Origin of the sequence: Halopseudomonas pelagia CL-AP6 (assembly GCF_000410875.1) — a bacterium.
Classification (GTDB): domain Bacteria; phylum Pseudomonadota; class Gammaproteobacteria; order Pseudomonadales; family Pseudomonadaceae; genus Halopseudomonas; species Halopseudomonas pelagia.
Genome location: NZ_AROI01000052.1, coordinates 1 through 15,332, shown reverse-complemented (window position 1 = coordinate 15,332; position 15,332 = coordinate 1). Strand labels below are relative to the sequence as shown.

The following is a 15,332-nucleotide window of genomic DNA, read 5'->3' as shown; positions in this document are numbered from 1 at the left end:
GGCGTGGTTGCCAAGATCATTGCGTAATTAGCAATTGATCTTGAACTGTCGAGCCGGTACTATTGCCGGCTCGACTGCGATTACAGGCCAGTAGCTCAATTGGCAGAGCGGCGGTCTCCAAAACCGCAGGTTGGGGGTTCGATTCCCTCCTGGCCTGCCAGATTTTTTCTGGCTACCAAAACAGGATTTAATGATTCATGAGCACCAAGGCAGAGCTTCACGATGACCGCTTAGATATCCCCAAGTGGATTGTGGTGGCCGTTATGGTTATAGCCGGGGTGGTTGGTAATCATTATTTTGCCGCCGAACCTGTTTTGTATCGGGCGCTAGCACTGGTTGTGCTAGGTTTGGCTGCGGGCTTTGTTGCTCTGCAGACCACCAAAGGCAAGGCTTTTTGGGCGCTCTTGAAAGAAGCGCGCATCGAAATACGCAAAGTGGTTTGGCCAACCCGTCCTGAAACGACTCAGACAACCCTCATAGTAATAGCGGTTGTATTGGTGATGGCTCTTATTCTTTGGGGGCTTGATACCTTGCTGGGTTGGATCATTTCTCAGTTCATTGGTTAAGGGTGATCCGTGTCTAAGCGCTGGTACGTAGTGCATGCCTTTTCTGGCTACGAAAAGCATGTCATGCGCTCTCTTCAGGAGCGCATCAAGCTTGCCGGAATGGAAGAGTTGTTCGGTGAGATTCTTGTGCCCACCGAAGAAGTGGTGGAGATGCGCAACGGTCAGAAGCGCAAGAGCGAGCGTAAGTTCTTTCCCGGATATGTTCTAGTCCAGATGGAAATGAACGAGGCCAGCTGGCACTTGGTCAAAGACACCACCCGCGTGCTCGGGTTTATTGGTGGTACGGCCGACAAGCCTGCACCGATTACCGACAAGGAAGCCGATATCATTCTCCGTCGTGTCGCTGACGGTACTGATAAGCCCAAGCCCAAGACGCTGTTTGAGCCAGGTGAAGTGGTACGCGTGACTGATGGTCCGTTTGCTGACTTCAATGGTGTGGTAGAAGAAGTGAATTATGAGAAGAGCCGAGTTCAGGTGGCTGTTCTTATCTTTGGCCGTCCCACCCCAGTAGAACTGGAGTTCGGCCAGGTAGAAAAGGGCTAATAGCCCACGTCCTCCTGAGCCCTGCAGTGCTTTTGTGCTGCGGGGTTTTGTTGTCAGTGGTGTTGTAATGAACCGGGGAGCCGTAAGGCGCTACTACCCAATGGAGAAATAGCATGGCTAAGAAGATTCAAGCTTATATCAAGCTGCAGGTAAAGGCCGGTCAGGCTAACCCGAGTCCGCCGGTAGGTCCGGCTCTGGGTCAGCATGGCGTGAATATCATGGAATTCTGCAAGGCGTTCAACGCCAAGACCCAAGGCTCTGAGCCCGGTCTGCCGACGCCTGTGATCATCACTGTTTACAGTGACCGCAGCTTTACCTTTGAAACCAAAAGCACACCCGCTGCCGTACTGCTGCTTAAAGCAGCTGGCCTGAAAGGCGGCTCAGCTCGACCTAACACGCAGAAAGTCGGCACCGTTACCCGTGCGCAGCTGGAAGAGATCGCCAAGACCAAGCAGGCTGATCTGACTGCTGCTGACATGGACGCTGCTGTACGGACCATCGCTGGTTCCGCACGTAGCATGGGCCTTAATGTGGAGGGTGTGTAATGGCTAAGCTGAGCAAGCGTCAAAAGGCTATCAACGAGAAAGTGCAGGCAAACAAGGCCTATGCCTTTGAAGAAGCCGCCACTCTGTTGGCCGAAGTCTCCAGCGTCAAGTTCGTCGAGTCTGTCGATGTATCCGTAAACCTGGGTGTTGATCCGCGTAAATCTGACCAGGTTGTACGTGGCGCTACCCTGCTGCCGCATGGCACTGGCAAGACCGTCCGCGTTGCCGTGTTTACCCAGGGCGCCAATGCTGAAGCCGCTCTGGCTGCCGGCGCTGACAAAGTAGGTATGGATGATCTGGCTGCCGAAATGAAAGCCGGTGATCTGAACTATGACGTGGTTATTGCTTCTCCGGATGCGATGCGCGTTGTTGGCCAGTTGGGCCAGTTGCTCGGTCCGCGTGGCCTGATGCCAAACCCGAAGGTCGGCACTGTATCTGCAGACGTTGGTACTGCGGTCAAGAACGCCAAGGCTGGTCAGGTTCGCTACCGTACTGACAAGAACGGCATCATTCACTGCTCCGTCGGCAAAGTCGGCTTCGATGCAGTGAAATTGAAGGAAAACGTTGAAGCCCTGATTGCAGACCTGAAGAAGGCCAAGCCTTCCACGTCCAAGGGTGTTTATCTACAGCGCGTTACCCTGAGCACCACCATGGGTCCCGGCGTACAGATCGATCACGCGTCCTTGAATATCTGATTGACCGGTGCACCGTTTCGACGGTGCGCCACTTATTGGGGTCCCTGCGTAGCGGGGGCTGTCCAAGACCGTAGGCGGCGCAAGCCTTAAACATGAAGCCTACGCAGATGGTGCTCCCGATTCAGTGCAGGCTGGATCAGACACCAAAACATATCGCCCTCGGGCGATCAATGGTAAATCCAGGAGTAAAACCCGTGGCAATTAAGCTCGAAGACAAGAAAGCCATCGTCGCTGAAGTCAACGAAGCTGCCAAAGGTGCGCTCTCCGCTGTTGTGGCTGATGCCCGCGGCGTGAGCGTTGCTGCTATGACTGGTCTGCGCAGAGATGCGCGCGAAGCCGGTGTGACCGTACGCGTTGTGCGTAACACACTGATGCGTCGCGCTGTTGAAGGTACTCCGTACGAGTGCCTCAACGACGTCTTTACAGGTCCGACTCTTATTGCATTCTCTAACGAACATCCCGGTGCAGCTGCCCGTTTGTTCAAAGAGTTTGCCAAGAGCCAGAGCGCATTCGAGATCAAGGCTGCATCCTTTGAAGGCAACTTCCTTGACGCTTCACAGATCGACATTTTGGCTACGCTGCCAACATACGACGAGGCTATCAGCCAACTGATGAGCGTGATTCAAGGCGCTACCAGCAAGTTCGTACGTACCTTGGCCGCCGTCCGCGATCAGAAGGAAGCCGAAGCCGCCTAAGTGCCGGCCGACTGCTTACTTCAATCGCACATCATTTTTTGACGGCCTAGGTGCCGTCACCAATACAGGAATATTGAGTCATGGCTCTGTCCCACGAAGATATCATCAACGCCGTATCAGAAATGTCCGTAATGCAGGTTGTTGAACTGATCAAGGCAATGGAAGAAAAGTTCGGCGTTTCCGCTGCTGCTGCTGCTGGCCCGGCTGCTGCCGTTGCTGCTGTTGCTGAAGAGCAGACCGAGTTCAACGTTGTTCTGACCGAAACTGGTGAGAAGAAAGTTAACGTGATCAAGGCTGTTCGCGAGCTGACCGGTCTGGGTCTGAAAGAAGCCAAGGCACTGGTTGATGGCGCTCCTGGCACCATCAAAGAAGGCGTGTCTAAAGACGAAGCCGAAGCTGCCAAGAAAACATTGGAAGAAGCCGGCGCCAAGGTTGAGCTCAAGTAATCTTGTGCGACCTTGCGTCGACAGTCTGATTTAAACGGTCAGATTGATGGCTGGTGGCCAAAGTGCCACCGGCCTTTTTCCGTTCTAGTTCGCTTCTGTGAAGTGGCTGGCGGAAAGGCACTCCGAGGGGTGAGCAAGACTTAGGACTTGCAAGCATTTTCTGGCTTTCCCTGCGGGGAGAGCCAATCAAGCAGGTGACCAAGCTGGGGAACGCTGATGGCTTACTCATATACTGAGAAAAAACGTATCCGCAAGGACTTTGGCAAACTGCCGCATGTGATGGATGTGCCCTATCTGCTGGCGATTCAGCTGGATTCCTACCGGGAATTCCTGCAATCGGACATGCCGAAGGAGCAGGTTCGTGATATCGGTCTGCACGCGGCCTTCAAATCTGTGTTCCCCATTATCAGTTATTCAGGTAATGCGGCTCTCGAATACGTGGGTTACCGTTTGGGTGATCCGGCATTCGACGTCAAGGAATGCGTATCGCGCGGTGTGACTTATGCGGTTCCGTTGCGGGTAAAAGTGCGCCTGATCATCTTTGATCGTGAGTCGTCCAACAAGGCGATCAAGGACATCAAGGAGCAGGAAGTCTACATGGGTGAAATCCCCCTGATGACTGAAAACGGTACCTTCGTTATCAACGGTACCGAGCGTGTTATTGTTTCCCAGCTGCATCGCAGCCCGGGCGTGTTCTTTGACCATGACCGTGGCAAGACCCACAGTTCCGGCAAGCTGTTGTACTCGGCCCGCGTGATTCCTTACCGTGGCTCTTGGCTGGACTTCGAGTTTGATCCGAAGGACTGCGTATTCGTCCGTATTGACCGTCGTCGCAAGTTGCCCGCGACCGTACTGTTGCGCGCGCTGGGTTATCAGACTGACGAAATGCTGGACATTTTCTACGATACCAACGTATTCGAAGTGACCGGTGAAAACCTGTTGCTTGAGTTGGTACCGCATCGCCTGCGCGGCGAAATTGCCACCTTTGACATCAAAGATGACAAAGGCAAGGTTATTGTCGAGAAGGGTCGCCGTATTACTGCTCGGCATATTACCCAGCTCGAAAAAGCCAAGATCAGCAGCCTGGAAGTGCCTTACGAATATATTCTTGGCCGTACTATTGCCAAGCCGATCGTGCATCCAGCTACCGGCGAAATCATCGTTGAAAGCAACGTTGAAATCACCGCCGATCTTATCCTCAAGCTGGAGAAGGCGCAGATCGCCCGCGTTGAGACGCTGTATACCAACGATATCGACTGTGGTCCGTTCGTCTCCGATACGTTGCGTATCGACGGAACAGCCACACAGCTTGACGCTCTGGTAGAAATCTATCGCATGATGCGTCCTGGCGAGCCGCCAACCAAAGACGCTGCCGAAACACTGTTCGGCAATCTGTTCTTCAGCAGCGATCGTTACGATCTGTCTGCCGTGGGCCGGATGAAGTTCAACCGCCGTATTGGCCGTGATGAGATCGAGGGTGCTGGCGTCCTGAGCAAGGAAGACATCATCGAAGTGCTCAAGACTCTGGTCAATATCCGTAACGGCAAGGGCGTTGTCGACGACATCGACCACTTGGGTAACCGTCGCGTGCGTTCGGTTGGTGAGATGGCCGAGAACCAGTTCCGTGTTGGTCTGGTGCGCGTTGAGCGTGCGGTCAAGGAACGTCTGTCCATGGCCGAAAGCGAAGGCTTGATGCCGCAGGATCTGATCAATGCCAAGCCGGTTGCGGCGGCAGTGAAAGAATTCTTCGGTTCCAGCCAGCTGTCCCAGTTTATGGACCAGAACAACCCGCTGTCCGAAATTACCCACAAGCGCCGTGTATCGGCTCTTGGGCCGGGCGGTCTGACCCGTGAGCGTGCAGGCTTCGAAGTCCGTGACGTACACCCGACCCACTACGGTCGCGTATGTCCTATCGAAACGCCTGAAGGTCCGAACATTGGTCTGATCAACTCGCTGGCCACCTATGCCCGTACCAACAAGTACGGCTTCCTGGAAAGCCCGTACCGTCGTGTACGTGACGCCCAGGTAACAGACGAGATCATCTTCCTGTCTGCGATCGAAGAATCCGATCACGTCATCGCCCAGGCTAGCGCCAAGGTCGAAGACGGCAAGCTAACCGATGATCTGGTTGCCGTACGTCACCAGAACGAATTTACCGTCAAGGCGCCACATGAAGTGACCCTGATGGACGTGTCGCCGCGCCAGGTCGTATCGGTTGCCGCGTCGCTGATTCCGTTCCTTGAGCACGACGATGCTAACCGCGCCCTGATGGGCTCGAACATGCAGCGCCAGGCCGTTCCGACCCTGCGTGCCGAGAAGCCGCTGGTAGGTACAGGCATGGAGCGCAACGTAGCGCGTGACTCCGGTGTCTGCGTTACCGCTCGTCGTGGTGGTGTGATCGACTCGGTTGATGCCAGCCGTATCGTGGTGCGCGTGGCCGATGACGAAATCGAAGCTGGCGAAGCCGGTGTCGACATCTATGTCATGACCAAGTACACCCGTTCCAACCAGAACACCTGCATCAACCAGCGTCCGCTGGTGAAGAAAGGTGATGTGATTGTGCGCAATGACATCCTCGCCGACGGTTCGTCCGTCGACATGGGTGAACTGGCCTTGGGCCAGAACATGCGCGTCGCGTTCATGCCCTGGAATGGTTACAACTTCGAAGACTCTATTCTGGTCTCCGAGCGTGTAGTGCAGGAAGATCGCTTTACTACTATCCACATTCAGGAACTGACCTGTGTGTCGCGCGATACCAAGCTGGGGCCGGAGGAAATTACTTCCGACATCCCCAACGTCGGTGAATCGGCGCTGGGCAAGCTGGATGAAGCCGGTGTGGTCTACGTTGGTGCTGAAGTCGGCCCGGGCGACATTCTGGTAGGCAAGGTCACGCCCAAGGGCGAAACCCAGCTGACCCCAGAAGAGAAGTTGTTGCGTGCGATTTTCGGTGAGAAGGCCTCGGATGTAAAAGATACCTCCCTACGCGTACCGACTGGCACCAAGGGCACGGTTATCGACGTACAGGTGTTCATTCGTGATGGCGTAGAGCGTGATTCTCGCGCCCTAGCTATCGAGAAAGAACAGCTGGACGAGATCCGCAAGGATCTGCAGGAAGAGTTCCGTATCGTTGAAGTAGCTACATTCGAGCGTCTGCGTTCAGCGCTGCTGGGTCAGAGCGTTGAAGGTGGTGCTGGCCTGAAGAAGGGTGCCAAGCTCACTGACGAGATGCTCGACGAGATCGAACATGGTCAGTGGTTCAAGCTGCGCATGAGCGAGGACAGCTTCAACGAGCAGTTGGAAATGGCTCAGGCCTATCTGTCTGACCGTCGCAAGCTGCTTGACGACAAGTTCGAAGACAAGAAGCGCAAGCTGCAGCAGGGCGATGACCTGGCGCCTGGCGTACTCAAGATCGTCAAGGTATACCTGGCTATCAAGCGTCGCATTCAGCCGGGTGACAAGATGGCGGGTCGTCACGGTAACAAGGGTGTTATCTCGGTCATCATGCCGGTAGAAGACATGCCGCATGACGAGTTCGGCACACCGGTGGATATCGTGCTTAACCCGCTGGGCGTACCGTCGCGTATGAACGTCGGTCAGATCCTCGAAACTCACCTGGGCCTTGCAGCCAAGGGCCTAGGCGAGAAGATCAACCGTATGGTCGAAGACCAGCGCAAGGTCTCCGAGCTGCGTGAGTTCCTTGACGAGATCTACAACAAGGTTGGCGGCCGCCAGGAAAATCTGGACGAGCTCAGCGATCAGGAGATCATTGAGCTGTCGAAGAACCTGCGCGGTGGCGTGCCCATGGCAACAGCGGTATTCGATGGTGCCAAGGAACACGAGATCAAGCACATGCTGCGCCTGGCAGACTTGCCGGATACCGGTCAGATGAAACTGATCGACGGTCGGACTGGTAACACCTTTGATCGTCCTGTGACGGTCGGCTATATGTACATGCTCAAGTTGAACCACTTGGTTGACGACAAGATGCATGCACGTTCTACCGGCTCTTACAGTCTGGTAACACAGCAGCCGTTGGGTGGTAAGGCTCAGTTTGGTGGTCAGCGTTTCGGTGAGATGGAAGTATGGGCCCTGGAAGCATACGGCGCTGCGTACACCTTGCAGGAAATGTTGACTGTGAAGTCGGACGACGTGAACGGCCGGACCAAGATGTACAAGAACATCGTGGACGGCGATCACCGCATGGAGGCCGGCATGCCCGAGTCCTTTAACGTGTTGATCAAGGAAATCCGCTCGCTCGGTATCGATATCGAACTGGAATCCGAATAACCACCAACTGCCCTGTCTGAGGGGTGGAGAAAATCCGCCCTTCAGACACTGCGAGGAGTTTAGGCCTTGAAAGACTTATTGAACCTGCTCAAGTCCCAGGGACAGATTGAAGAGTTCGATTCCCTTCGAATCGGCTTGGCATCACCGGAGATGATCCGGTCCTGGTCCTACGGCGAAGTAAAAAAGCCGGAAACCATTAACTACCGTACGTTCAAGCCTGAGCGTGACGGCCTTTTCTGCGCCAAAATCTTTGGCCCGGTCAAGGACTACGAGTGCCTGTGCGGCAAGTACAAGCGCCTCAAGCACCGTGGTGTCATCTGTGAAAAGTGCGGCGTGGAAGTGGCCTTGGCCAAGGTCCGTCGCGAGCGCATGGGCCACATTGAACTGGCTTCACCCGTCGCGCACATCTGGTTCCTCAAGTCGCTCCCATCCCGGATCGGCCTGCTACTGGATATGACCCTGCGTGACATTGAACGCGTCCTGTATTTTGAGTCCTACCTGGTCATCGAGCCCGGTATGACCACGCTTGAAAAAGGTCAGTTGCTGAACGACGAGCAGTACTTTGAAGCGCTAGAAGAGTTCGGCGATGACTTCGATGCCCGCATGGGTGCTGAAGCTATCTATGAGCTGCTGTCGGCCATGGATCTGGTTCATGAGATTGCGGTGCTGCGTGAAGAGATTCCGCAGACCACCTCGGAAACCAAGATCAAGAAGCTGTCCAAGCGTCTGAAGTTGATGGAAGCTTTCCACGGTTCAGGAAACAAGCCTGAGTGGATGGTACTGACCGTGTTGCCAGTACTGCCGCCGGACCTGCGTCCTCTGGTGCCGCTGGACGGTGGCCGCTTTGCGACTTCGGATCTGAACGATCTGTATCGTCGGGTGATTAACCGTAACAACCGTCTGAAGCGTCTGCTTGATCTGTCTGCGCCGGATATCATCGTGCGCAACGAAAAGCGCATGCTGCAGGAATCGGTAGATGCGCTGCTGGACAACGGTCGTCGCGGTCGTGCCATTACTGGTACCAACAAGCGTCCTCTGAAGTCCCTGGCTGACATGATCAAGGGTAAGCAGGGTCGTTTCCGTCAGAACTTGCTCGGCAAGCGCGTTGACTACTCCGGTCGTTCGGTGATCGTGGTGGGGCCGACCCTGCGTCTGCACCAGTGTGGTCTGCCGAAGAAAATGGCGCTTGAGCTGTTCAAGCCGTTCATTTTCGGCAAGCTGGAGCACCGTGGTCTGGCGACTACCATCAAAGCAGCGAAGAAGATGGTCGAGCGCGAACTGCCAGAAGTCTGGGATATTCTCGCTGACGTGATCCGCGAGCACCCGGTACTGTTGAACCGTGCTCCGACACTTCACCGTCTGGGTATTCAGGCGTTCGAGCCGGTTCTGATTGAAGGTAAGGCGATCCAGCTGCACCCGCTGGTCTGTGCTGCCTACAACGCCGACTTTGACGGTGACCAGATGGCTGTACACGTTCCGCTGACCCTCGAGGCTCAGTTGGAAGCGCGTGCACTGATGATGTCGACCAACAACATCCTGTCTCCGGCCTCTGGCGAGCCGATCATCGTGCCGTCGCAGGACGTGGTATTGGGTTTGTATTACATGACTCGCACACGCATTAACGCCAAAGGCGAAGGCATGCGTTTCAGCGGCGTCAATGAAGTCGAAATGGCTTACCGTAGTGGTCAGGTTGAGCTCCATGCGTTGGTCAAGGTGCGTATCACCGAGACCGTCAAGCACAAGGACGACAGCTGGACTACCGAGACTCGTATCGTTGATACCACGGTCGGCCGTGCGTTGCTGTTCCAGATTCTGCCCAAAGGCTTGCCCTATGAGCTGGTGGATCAGCCGTTGAAGAAGAAGGCGATTTCCAAACTGATCAACCAGTGCTACCGCATTGTTGGTCTGAAGGAAACCGTGATCTTCGCTGACCAGTTGATGTATACCGGCTTCGCCTACTCGACCATTTCCGGTGCTTCCATTGGTGTGAATGACTTCGTCATCCCCGATGAGAAGGCGCACATCATTGATGCTGCCACCGACGAAGTAAAAGAGATCGAAGATCAGTACGCCTCGGGTCTGGTGACCCAGGGTGAGAAGTACAACAAGGTGATCGACTTGTGGTCCAAGGCCAACGACGAGATCTCCAAAGCGATGATGGACAACCTGAAGTCCACTCGCGTGCTGGATCGTGACGGCAAGGAAGTTGAGCAGGAATCCTTCAACTCCATGTACATGATGGCCGACTCCGGCGCCCGGGGTTCCGCTGCACAGATTCGCCAGTTGGCGGGTATGCGGGGTCTGATGGCCAAGCCGGATGGCTCGATCATTGAAACGCCGATCACCGCCAACTTCCGTGAAGGTCTGAACGTACTCCAGTACTTCATCTCTACTCACGGTGCCCGTAAGGGTCTGGCGGATACGGCACTGAAGACGGCCAACTCCGGTTACCTGACCCGTCGTCTGGTTGACGTGGCCCAGGATCTGGTGATCACCGAAACGGATTGCGGTACTGATCGCGGTCTGGTCATGGCGCCGCACATTGAAGGTGGTGACATCGTTGAGCCGCTGGGTGAGCGCGTATTGGGCCGTACTATCGCCCGTGACGTGGTCAAGCCTGGCACTGATGAAGTCATCGTCCCTGGCGGTACGCTGGTAGATGAGAAGTGGGTTGAATTCCTCGAACTGAACAGCGTCGACGAAGTCATTGTACGTTCGCCTATCAGTTGTGAAACCCGCTATGGCGTTTGCCGTACCTGTTACGGTCGCGACCTGGCCCGTGGTCACCTGATCAACATCGGTGAGGCGGTCGGTGTTATCGCTGCCCAGTCCATCGGTGAGCCGGGTACCCAGCTGACCATGCGTACGTTCCACATCGGTGGTGCGGCCAGCCGAACTTCCGCCGCCGACAGCGTCCAGGTTAAAGCGGCCGGTGTTATTCGTCTGCACAACCTCAAGCACGTTGAGCGTGCCGATGGTTGCCTGGTAGCCGTATCGCGTTCCGGTGAATTGGCTCTGGCCGATGAATTCGGTCGTGAACGTGAGCGCTACAAGCTGCCTTACGGCGCGGTTATTTCGATCAAGGAAGGCGAGAAAGTCACCGCCGGCCAGGTCGTTGCCAAGTGGGATCCGCACACTCACCCCATTGTTACCGAGATCTCCGGTACCGTGGCCTTCTTTGGTATGGAAGAGAACATCACCATCAAGCGTACTGCTGATGAGTTGACTGGCTTGACCAACCTGGAAGTCATGGATGCCAAAGATCGTCCGGCAGCCGGCAAGGACATTCGTCCGGCCGTGAAGCTGGTTGATGACAATGGTAAGGAACTGCTGCTGCCGGGTACCGATGTGCCAGCTCAGTACTTCCTGCCAGCTAACGCCTTGGTCAATCTGTCTGACGGTGCCAAGGTGAATGTGGGTGACGTTGTTGCCCGTATTCCCCAGGAAACGTCGAAGACCCGTGACATCACCGGTGGTCTGCCGCGTGTTGCCGACCTGTTCGAGGCGCGTCGTCCGAAGGAGTCTTCGATTCTGGCGGAAATCAGCGGCACGATTTCCTTCGGTAAGGAAACCAAGGGCAAGCGTCGTCTGGTGATTACTCCAACTGACGGCAGCGAGCAGTATGAAGAGCTGATTCCGAAGTGGCGTCACCTGAACGTGTTCGAAGGTGAGCAGGTGACCAAGGGTGAAGTTATTTCCGACGGTCCGAGCAACCCGCACGATATCCTGCGTTTGCTGGGTGTCAGCGCACTGGCCAAGTACATCGTCAACGAGATTCAGGACGTGTACCGCCTGCAGGGTGTGAAGATCAACGATAAGCACATCGAGGTGACCATTCGCCAGATGCTGCGTAAGGTCGAAATCTCTGATACTGGTGATTCCAGCTTCATCAAGGGTGATCAGGTCGAATTGACCCGCGCTCTGGAAGAGAACGAAGCTTTGGCCAAGCAGGACAAGTTCCTGGCCAAATACGAGCACGTTCTACTGGGTATCACCAAGGCATCGCTGTCGACCGAATCGTTCATCTCCGCGGCTTCCTTCCAGGAAACTACTCGCGTGTTGACCGAGGCCGCCGTCACTGGCAAGAGCGATCACCTGCGCGGCCTGAAAGAGAACGTGGTTGTGGGTCGTTTGATCCCGGCCGGTACTGGTCTGGCTTACCATGCAGAGCGCAAGCGTCAGCGCATGGCAGACAAACCAGTCAAGGTAAGTGCGGTAGAAATCGAGCAGGCACTGTCCGATGCGTTGAATTCGGGCAATGACTGATTAGGACTGTCGGCGCCCTCGGGCGCCGCTGACCTTGACGAGCGGGGCCGGTCTCTATAGAATTCCGTACCCCTAAAATTGGCTGGGCATCTTGTCCTGTCATTTTTTATTTAATATGTCTGATAGACATCAGTGGAGTTTTGCTAGATGGCGACAATTAACCAGCTGGTTCGCAAGCCGCGTAAGCGCGTTGCTGAAAAAAGCGACGTGCCAGCGCTGCAGAACTGCCCGCAGCGTCGTGGTGTGTGTACGCGTGTATACACAACTACGCCGAAGAAGCCGAACTCGGCTCTGCGTAAAGTCTGCCGTGTCCGTTTGACCAACGGCTACGAAGTTTCATCCTATATCGGTGGTGAAGGTCACAACCTGCAAGAGCACAGCGTCGTTCTGATTCGCGGCGGTCGTGTAAAGGATTTGCCAGGTGTGCGTTACCACACTGTTCGCGGTTCTCTGGATACCTCTGGTGTCAAAGACCGTCGTCAGGGTCGTTCCAAGTACGGCGCCAAGCGTCCGAAGTAAGTTTGAATTCATTTATCCTGAGTCGATAAGAGTAAGGTCAGGCGTAACCTAAGGGTTATGGTCCTGGGCTAACCTGAAGACCGTTTGAGGGCTTATCATGCCAAGACGTCGCGTAGCAGCAAAACGTGAGATCCTGCCAGAACCAAAGTACGGCAGCCAGATTCTCGCCAAGTTTATGAACCACGTAATGGAAAGCGGCAAGAAAGCTGTCGCTGAAGGCATCGTTTACGGTGCCCTGGACAAGGTCAAAGAGCGTACCAAGACCGAAGATCCCGTCGAGTTGTTCGAAAAGGCGCTCGATGCCATTGCTCCGTTAGTTGAAGTTAAATCCCGTCGCGTTGGTGGTGCCACCTATCAGGTGCCGGTTGAAGTGCGTCCCTCCCGTCGTAACGCCTTGGCGATGCGCTGGTTGGTAGATGCTGCCCGTAAGCGTGGCGAGAAGTCCATGGCTTTGCGTCTGGCTGGTGAGCTGGTTGACGCCTCTGAAGGCAAGGGCGCCGCGGTGAAGAAGCGTGAAGACGTGCATCGTATGGCTGAAGCCAACAAAGCCTTCTCTCACTATCGCTTCTAAGCGACCCAGGAGAATATTGTGGCTCGTGTAACGCCTATTAATCTGTACCGGAATATTGGTATTTGCGCGCATGTGGATGCGGGCAAAACCACGACTACGGAACGGATTTTGTTTTACACCGGCGTCAACCACAAGATGGGTGAGGTGCACGATGGTGCAGCCACCATGGATTGGATGGCGCAGGAGCAGGAGCGGGGTATTACCATTACCTCCGCTGCTACGACGGCCTTCTGGGAAGGTTCTGAGAAGCAGTACCCGCGTCACCGGGTGAATATCATCGATACGCCCGGTCACGTCGACTTCACTATTGAAGTGGAGCGCTCGCTGCGCGTGCTCGATGGTGCGGTTGTGGTGTTCTGTGCTACCTCCGGTGTTGAGCCGCAGTCTGAGACTGTGTGGCGTCAAGCCAACAAGTACGGCGTGCCGCGTCTGGTCTATGTGAATAAAATGGACCGTCAGGGCGCGGATTTCTTGCGTGTGGTCGAGCAGATCAAGCAGCGCCTGGGGCATACTCCGGTGCCAATCCAGCTGGCCATCGGTGCGGAAGAAGGCTTCGAGGGGCAGGTCGATTTGCTGCGCATGAAAGCCATTTATTGGGATGATGCGGATCAGGGCATGACGTTTCGCGAGGAAGCTATTCCCGCGGACATGCTTGAAATGGCTCAGAAGTACCGCGAGCAGATGATTGAAGCTGCTGCGGAAGCCAACGACGAGCTGATGAACAAGTATCTGGAAGGCGGTGAGCTGACCAACGACGAGATTAAGGCTGGCTTGCGGCAACGCACCTTGGCTAGCGAGATCGTTCCGGCGGTGTGCGGTACCTCTTTCAAGAATAAGGGTGTGCCTCTGGTTCTGGACGCGGTCATCGATTATTTGCCTGCGCCTGATCAGGTTGTCGCCATCAAGGGTGTGCATCCTGATAACGAAGAGCAGGTCGATGAACGGCATGCTGATGATGCTGAGCCTTTTTCTGCTCTGGCATTCAAGATTGCCACCGATCCCTTTGTCGGGACGCTCACGTTTGTGCGTGTGTATTCGGGCGTGCTGTCTTCCGGCGATTCGATATTGAACTCGGTCAAAGGCAAGAAGGAGCGTGTGGGTCGTATGGTGCAGATGCATGCCAACGCCCGCGAGGAGATCAAGGAAGTTCTGGCTGGCGATATTGCAGCTCTGATCGGCATGAAAGATGTCACCACCGGTGACACCTTGTGTTCACACGATAAGCCTATCGTCCTTGAGCGTATGGACTTTCCTGAGCCGGTTATCTCTGTTGCTGTAGAGCCTCGGACCAAAGCCGATCAGGAAAAAATGGGGGTTGCGCTGGGCAAGTTGGCCCAGGAAGATCCCTCTTTCCGTGTGCGCACCGATGAAGAATCAGGTCAGACGATTATTTCCGGGATGGGCGAGCTTCATCTGGATATTCTTATCGACCGCATGAAGCGTGAGTTTGGTGTGGAGGCTAATATAGGCAAGCCGCAGGTGGCTTATCGTGAGGCTATTCGCAACAAGTGCGAAATTGAAGGCAAGTTTGTGCGCCAGTCAGGCGGTCGCGGTCAATACGGTCACGTGTGGATTCGCTTCGAGCCGTTGGACGAGGCGGGCGATGGTCTGGTTTTCGTTAACGAAACGGTCGGTGGCTCGGTACCGCGGGAGTATGTTCCTGCGGTGCAGAAGGGCATCGACGAGCAGATGAAAAACGGCGTTCTCGCTGGTTATCCGCTGCTCAACTTGAAGGCAACCCTGTTCGACGGTTCCTTCCACGACGTTGACTCGAATGAAATGGCATTTAAGATTGCCGCTTCCATGGCCACCAAGCATCTGGCCCAAAAAGGCGGCGCTGTTCTGCTCGAGCCGATGATGAAAGTAGAAGTAGTCACCCCGGAAGATTATATGGGTGACGTAATGGGCGACCTGAACCGTCGTCGCGGTATTGTACAAGGTATGGAAGATTCCGTTTCCGGTAAGGTGATCCGCGCTGAGGTTCCGCTTGGTGAGATGTTCGGTTACGCCACGGATGTACGCTCAATGTCCCAAGGGCGTGCGAGCTACTCTATGGAGTTTTCGAAGTACTCCGAAGCGCCAATGAACATCGCCGAAGCAATCATCAAGAAGCAAGGCTAACTTGAACCTAAGCTAAACAAAGAGGTTATCTATCGTGGCTAAAGAAAAATTTGAACGTAAAAAACCGCACCTTAACGT

Annotated in this window: 11 protein-coding genes and 1 tRNA gene; all 12 read left to right on the top strand. The window is 55.1% G+C overall.

Translation table 11 applies throughout. The features are described from left to right. The first annotated feature begins 84 nt into the window (after positions 1–84). A tRNA-Trp gene (locus K787_RS0121275) sits at positions 85–160 on the top strand. A 37-nt stretch (positions 161–197) separates the two neighbouring features. After that, positions 198–566 carry a preprotein translocase subunit SecE gene (secE, locus tag K787_RS0121270; protein WP_022964806.1) on the top strand — a complete coding sequence of 123 codons (369 nt, stop codon included), beginning with the start codon at positions 198–200 and terminating at the stop codon, positions 564–566. A gap of 9 nt (positions 567–575) precedes the next feature. Further along, positions 576–1,109 carry a transcription termination/antitermination protein NusG gene (gene nusG, locus K787_RS0121265; protein ID WP_028615182.1) on the top strand — a complete coding sequence of 178 codons (534 nt, stop codon included), beginning with the start codon at positions 576–578 and terminating at the stop codon, positions 1,107–1,109. Between the two features lie 113 nt (positions 1,110–1,222). After that, a complete protein-coding gene (rplK, locus tag K787_RS0121260; protein WP_022964804.1) occupies positions 1,223–1,654 on the top strand; it encodes a 50S ribosomal protein L11 in 432 nt (143 codons plus the stop codon). Beyond that, positions 1,654–2,349, top strand: a complete 696-nt coding sequence (rplA, locus tag K787_RS0121255; RefSeq protein ID WP_022964803.1) for a 50S ribosomal protein L1 — start codon at positions 1,654–1,656, stop codon at positions 2,347–2,349. Before rplK ends, rplA begins: the two co-directional genes overlap by 1 nt. Positions 2,350–2,543: 194 nt before the next feature. Continuing rightward, the gene (gene rplJ, locus K787_RS0121250; protein ID WP_022964802.1) at positions 2,544–3,044 is read left to right on the top strand and encodes a 50S ribosomal protein L10; all 501 of its coding nucleotides are present in this window, start codon (positions 2,544–2,546) and stop codon (positions 3,042–3,044) included. 80 nt (positions 3,045–3,124) lie between these two features. Continuing rightward, positions 3,125–3,490, top strand: coding sequence for a 50S ribosomal protein L7/L12 (gene rplL, locus K787_RS0121245; protein WP_022964801.1), 366 nt, complete (start codon positions 3,125–3,127; stop codon positions 3,488–3,490). A 216-nt stretch (positions 3,491–3,706) separates the two neighbouring features. Next, positions 3,707–7,777 (top strand): DNA-directed RNA polymerase subunit beta, encoded by a 4,071-nt coding sequence (gene rpoB, locus K787_RS0121240; RefSeq protein WP_022964800.1) that lies wholly within the window; start codon positions 3,707–3,709, stop codon positions 7,775–7,777. A gap of 66 nt (positions 7,778–7,843) precedes the next feature. Further along, complete coding sequence (rpoC, locus tag K787_RS0121235) at positions 7,844–12,043, top strand: DNA-directed RNA polymerase subunit beta' (RefSeq protein WP_022964799.1); 4,200 nt, start codon at positions 7,844–7,846, stop codon at positions 12,041–12,043. Between the two features lie 147 nt (positions 12,044–12,190). Continuing rightward, entirely contained in the window at positions 12,191–12,562 is a 372-nt protein-coding gene (gene rpsL, locus K787_RS0121230) for a 30S ribosomal protein S12 (RefSeq protein ID WP_022964798.1), read from the top strand. A 97-nt stretch (positions 12,563–12,659) separates the two neighbouring features. Then, positions 12,660–13,133: a 30S ribosomal protein S7 gene (gene rpsG, locus K787_RS0121225; RefSeq protein ID WP_022964797.1), complete on the top strand. Its 474-nt coding sequence runs from the start codon at positions 12,660–12,662 to the stop codon at positions 13,131–13,133. Positions 13,134–13,151: 18 nt separating this feature from the next. Then, positions 13,152–15,254, top strand: a complete 2,103-nt coding sequence (gene fusA / locus K787_RS0121220; RefSeq protein ID WP_022964796.1) for an elongation factor G — start codon at positions 13,152–13,154, stop codon at positions 15,252–15,254. Positions 15,255–15,332: the final 78 nt, after the last annotated feature.

Bases quoted from the DNA above. Each gene is read 5' to 3' on its own strand.
- rplL (WP_022964801.1), top strand. From the start codon at position 3,125: ATGGCTCTGTCCCACGAAGATATCATCAACGCCGTATCAGAAATGTCC.
- rplK (WP_022964804.1), top strand. From the start codon at position 1,223: ATGGCTAAGAAGATTCAAGCTTATATCAAGCTGCAGGTAAAGGCCGGT.
- rplA (WP_022964803.1), top strand. From the start codon at position 1,654: ATGGCTAAGCTGAGCAAGCGTCAAAAGGCTATCAACGAGAAAGTGCAG.
- rpsG (WP_022964797.1), top strand. From the start codon at position 12,660: ATGCCAAGACGTCGCGTAGCAGCAAAACGTGAGATCCTGCCAGAACCA.
- rpoB (WP_022964800.1), top strand. From the start codon at position 3,707: ATGGCTTACTCATATACTGAGAAAAAACGTATCCGCAAGGACTTTGGC.
- secE (WP_022964806.1), top strand. From the start codon at position 198: ATGAGCACCAAGGCAGAGCTTCACGATGACCGCTTAGATATCCCCAAG.
- rpsL (WP_022964798.1), top strand. From the start codon at position 12,191: ATGGCGACAATTAACCAGCTGGTTCGCAAGCCGCGTAAGCGCGTTGCT.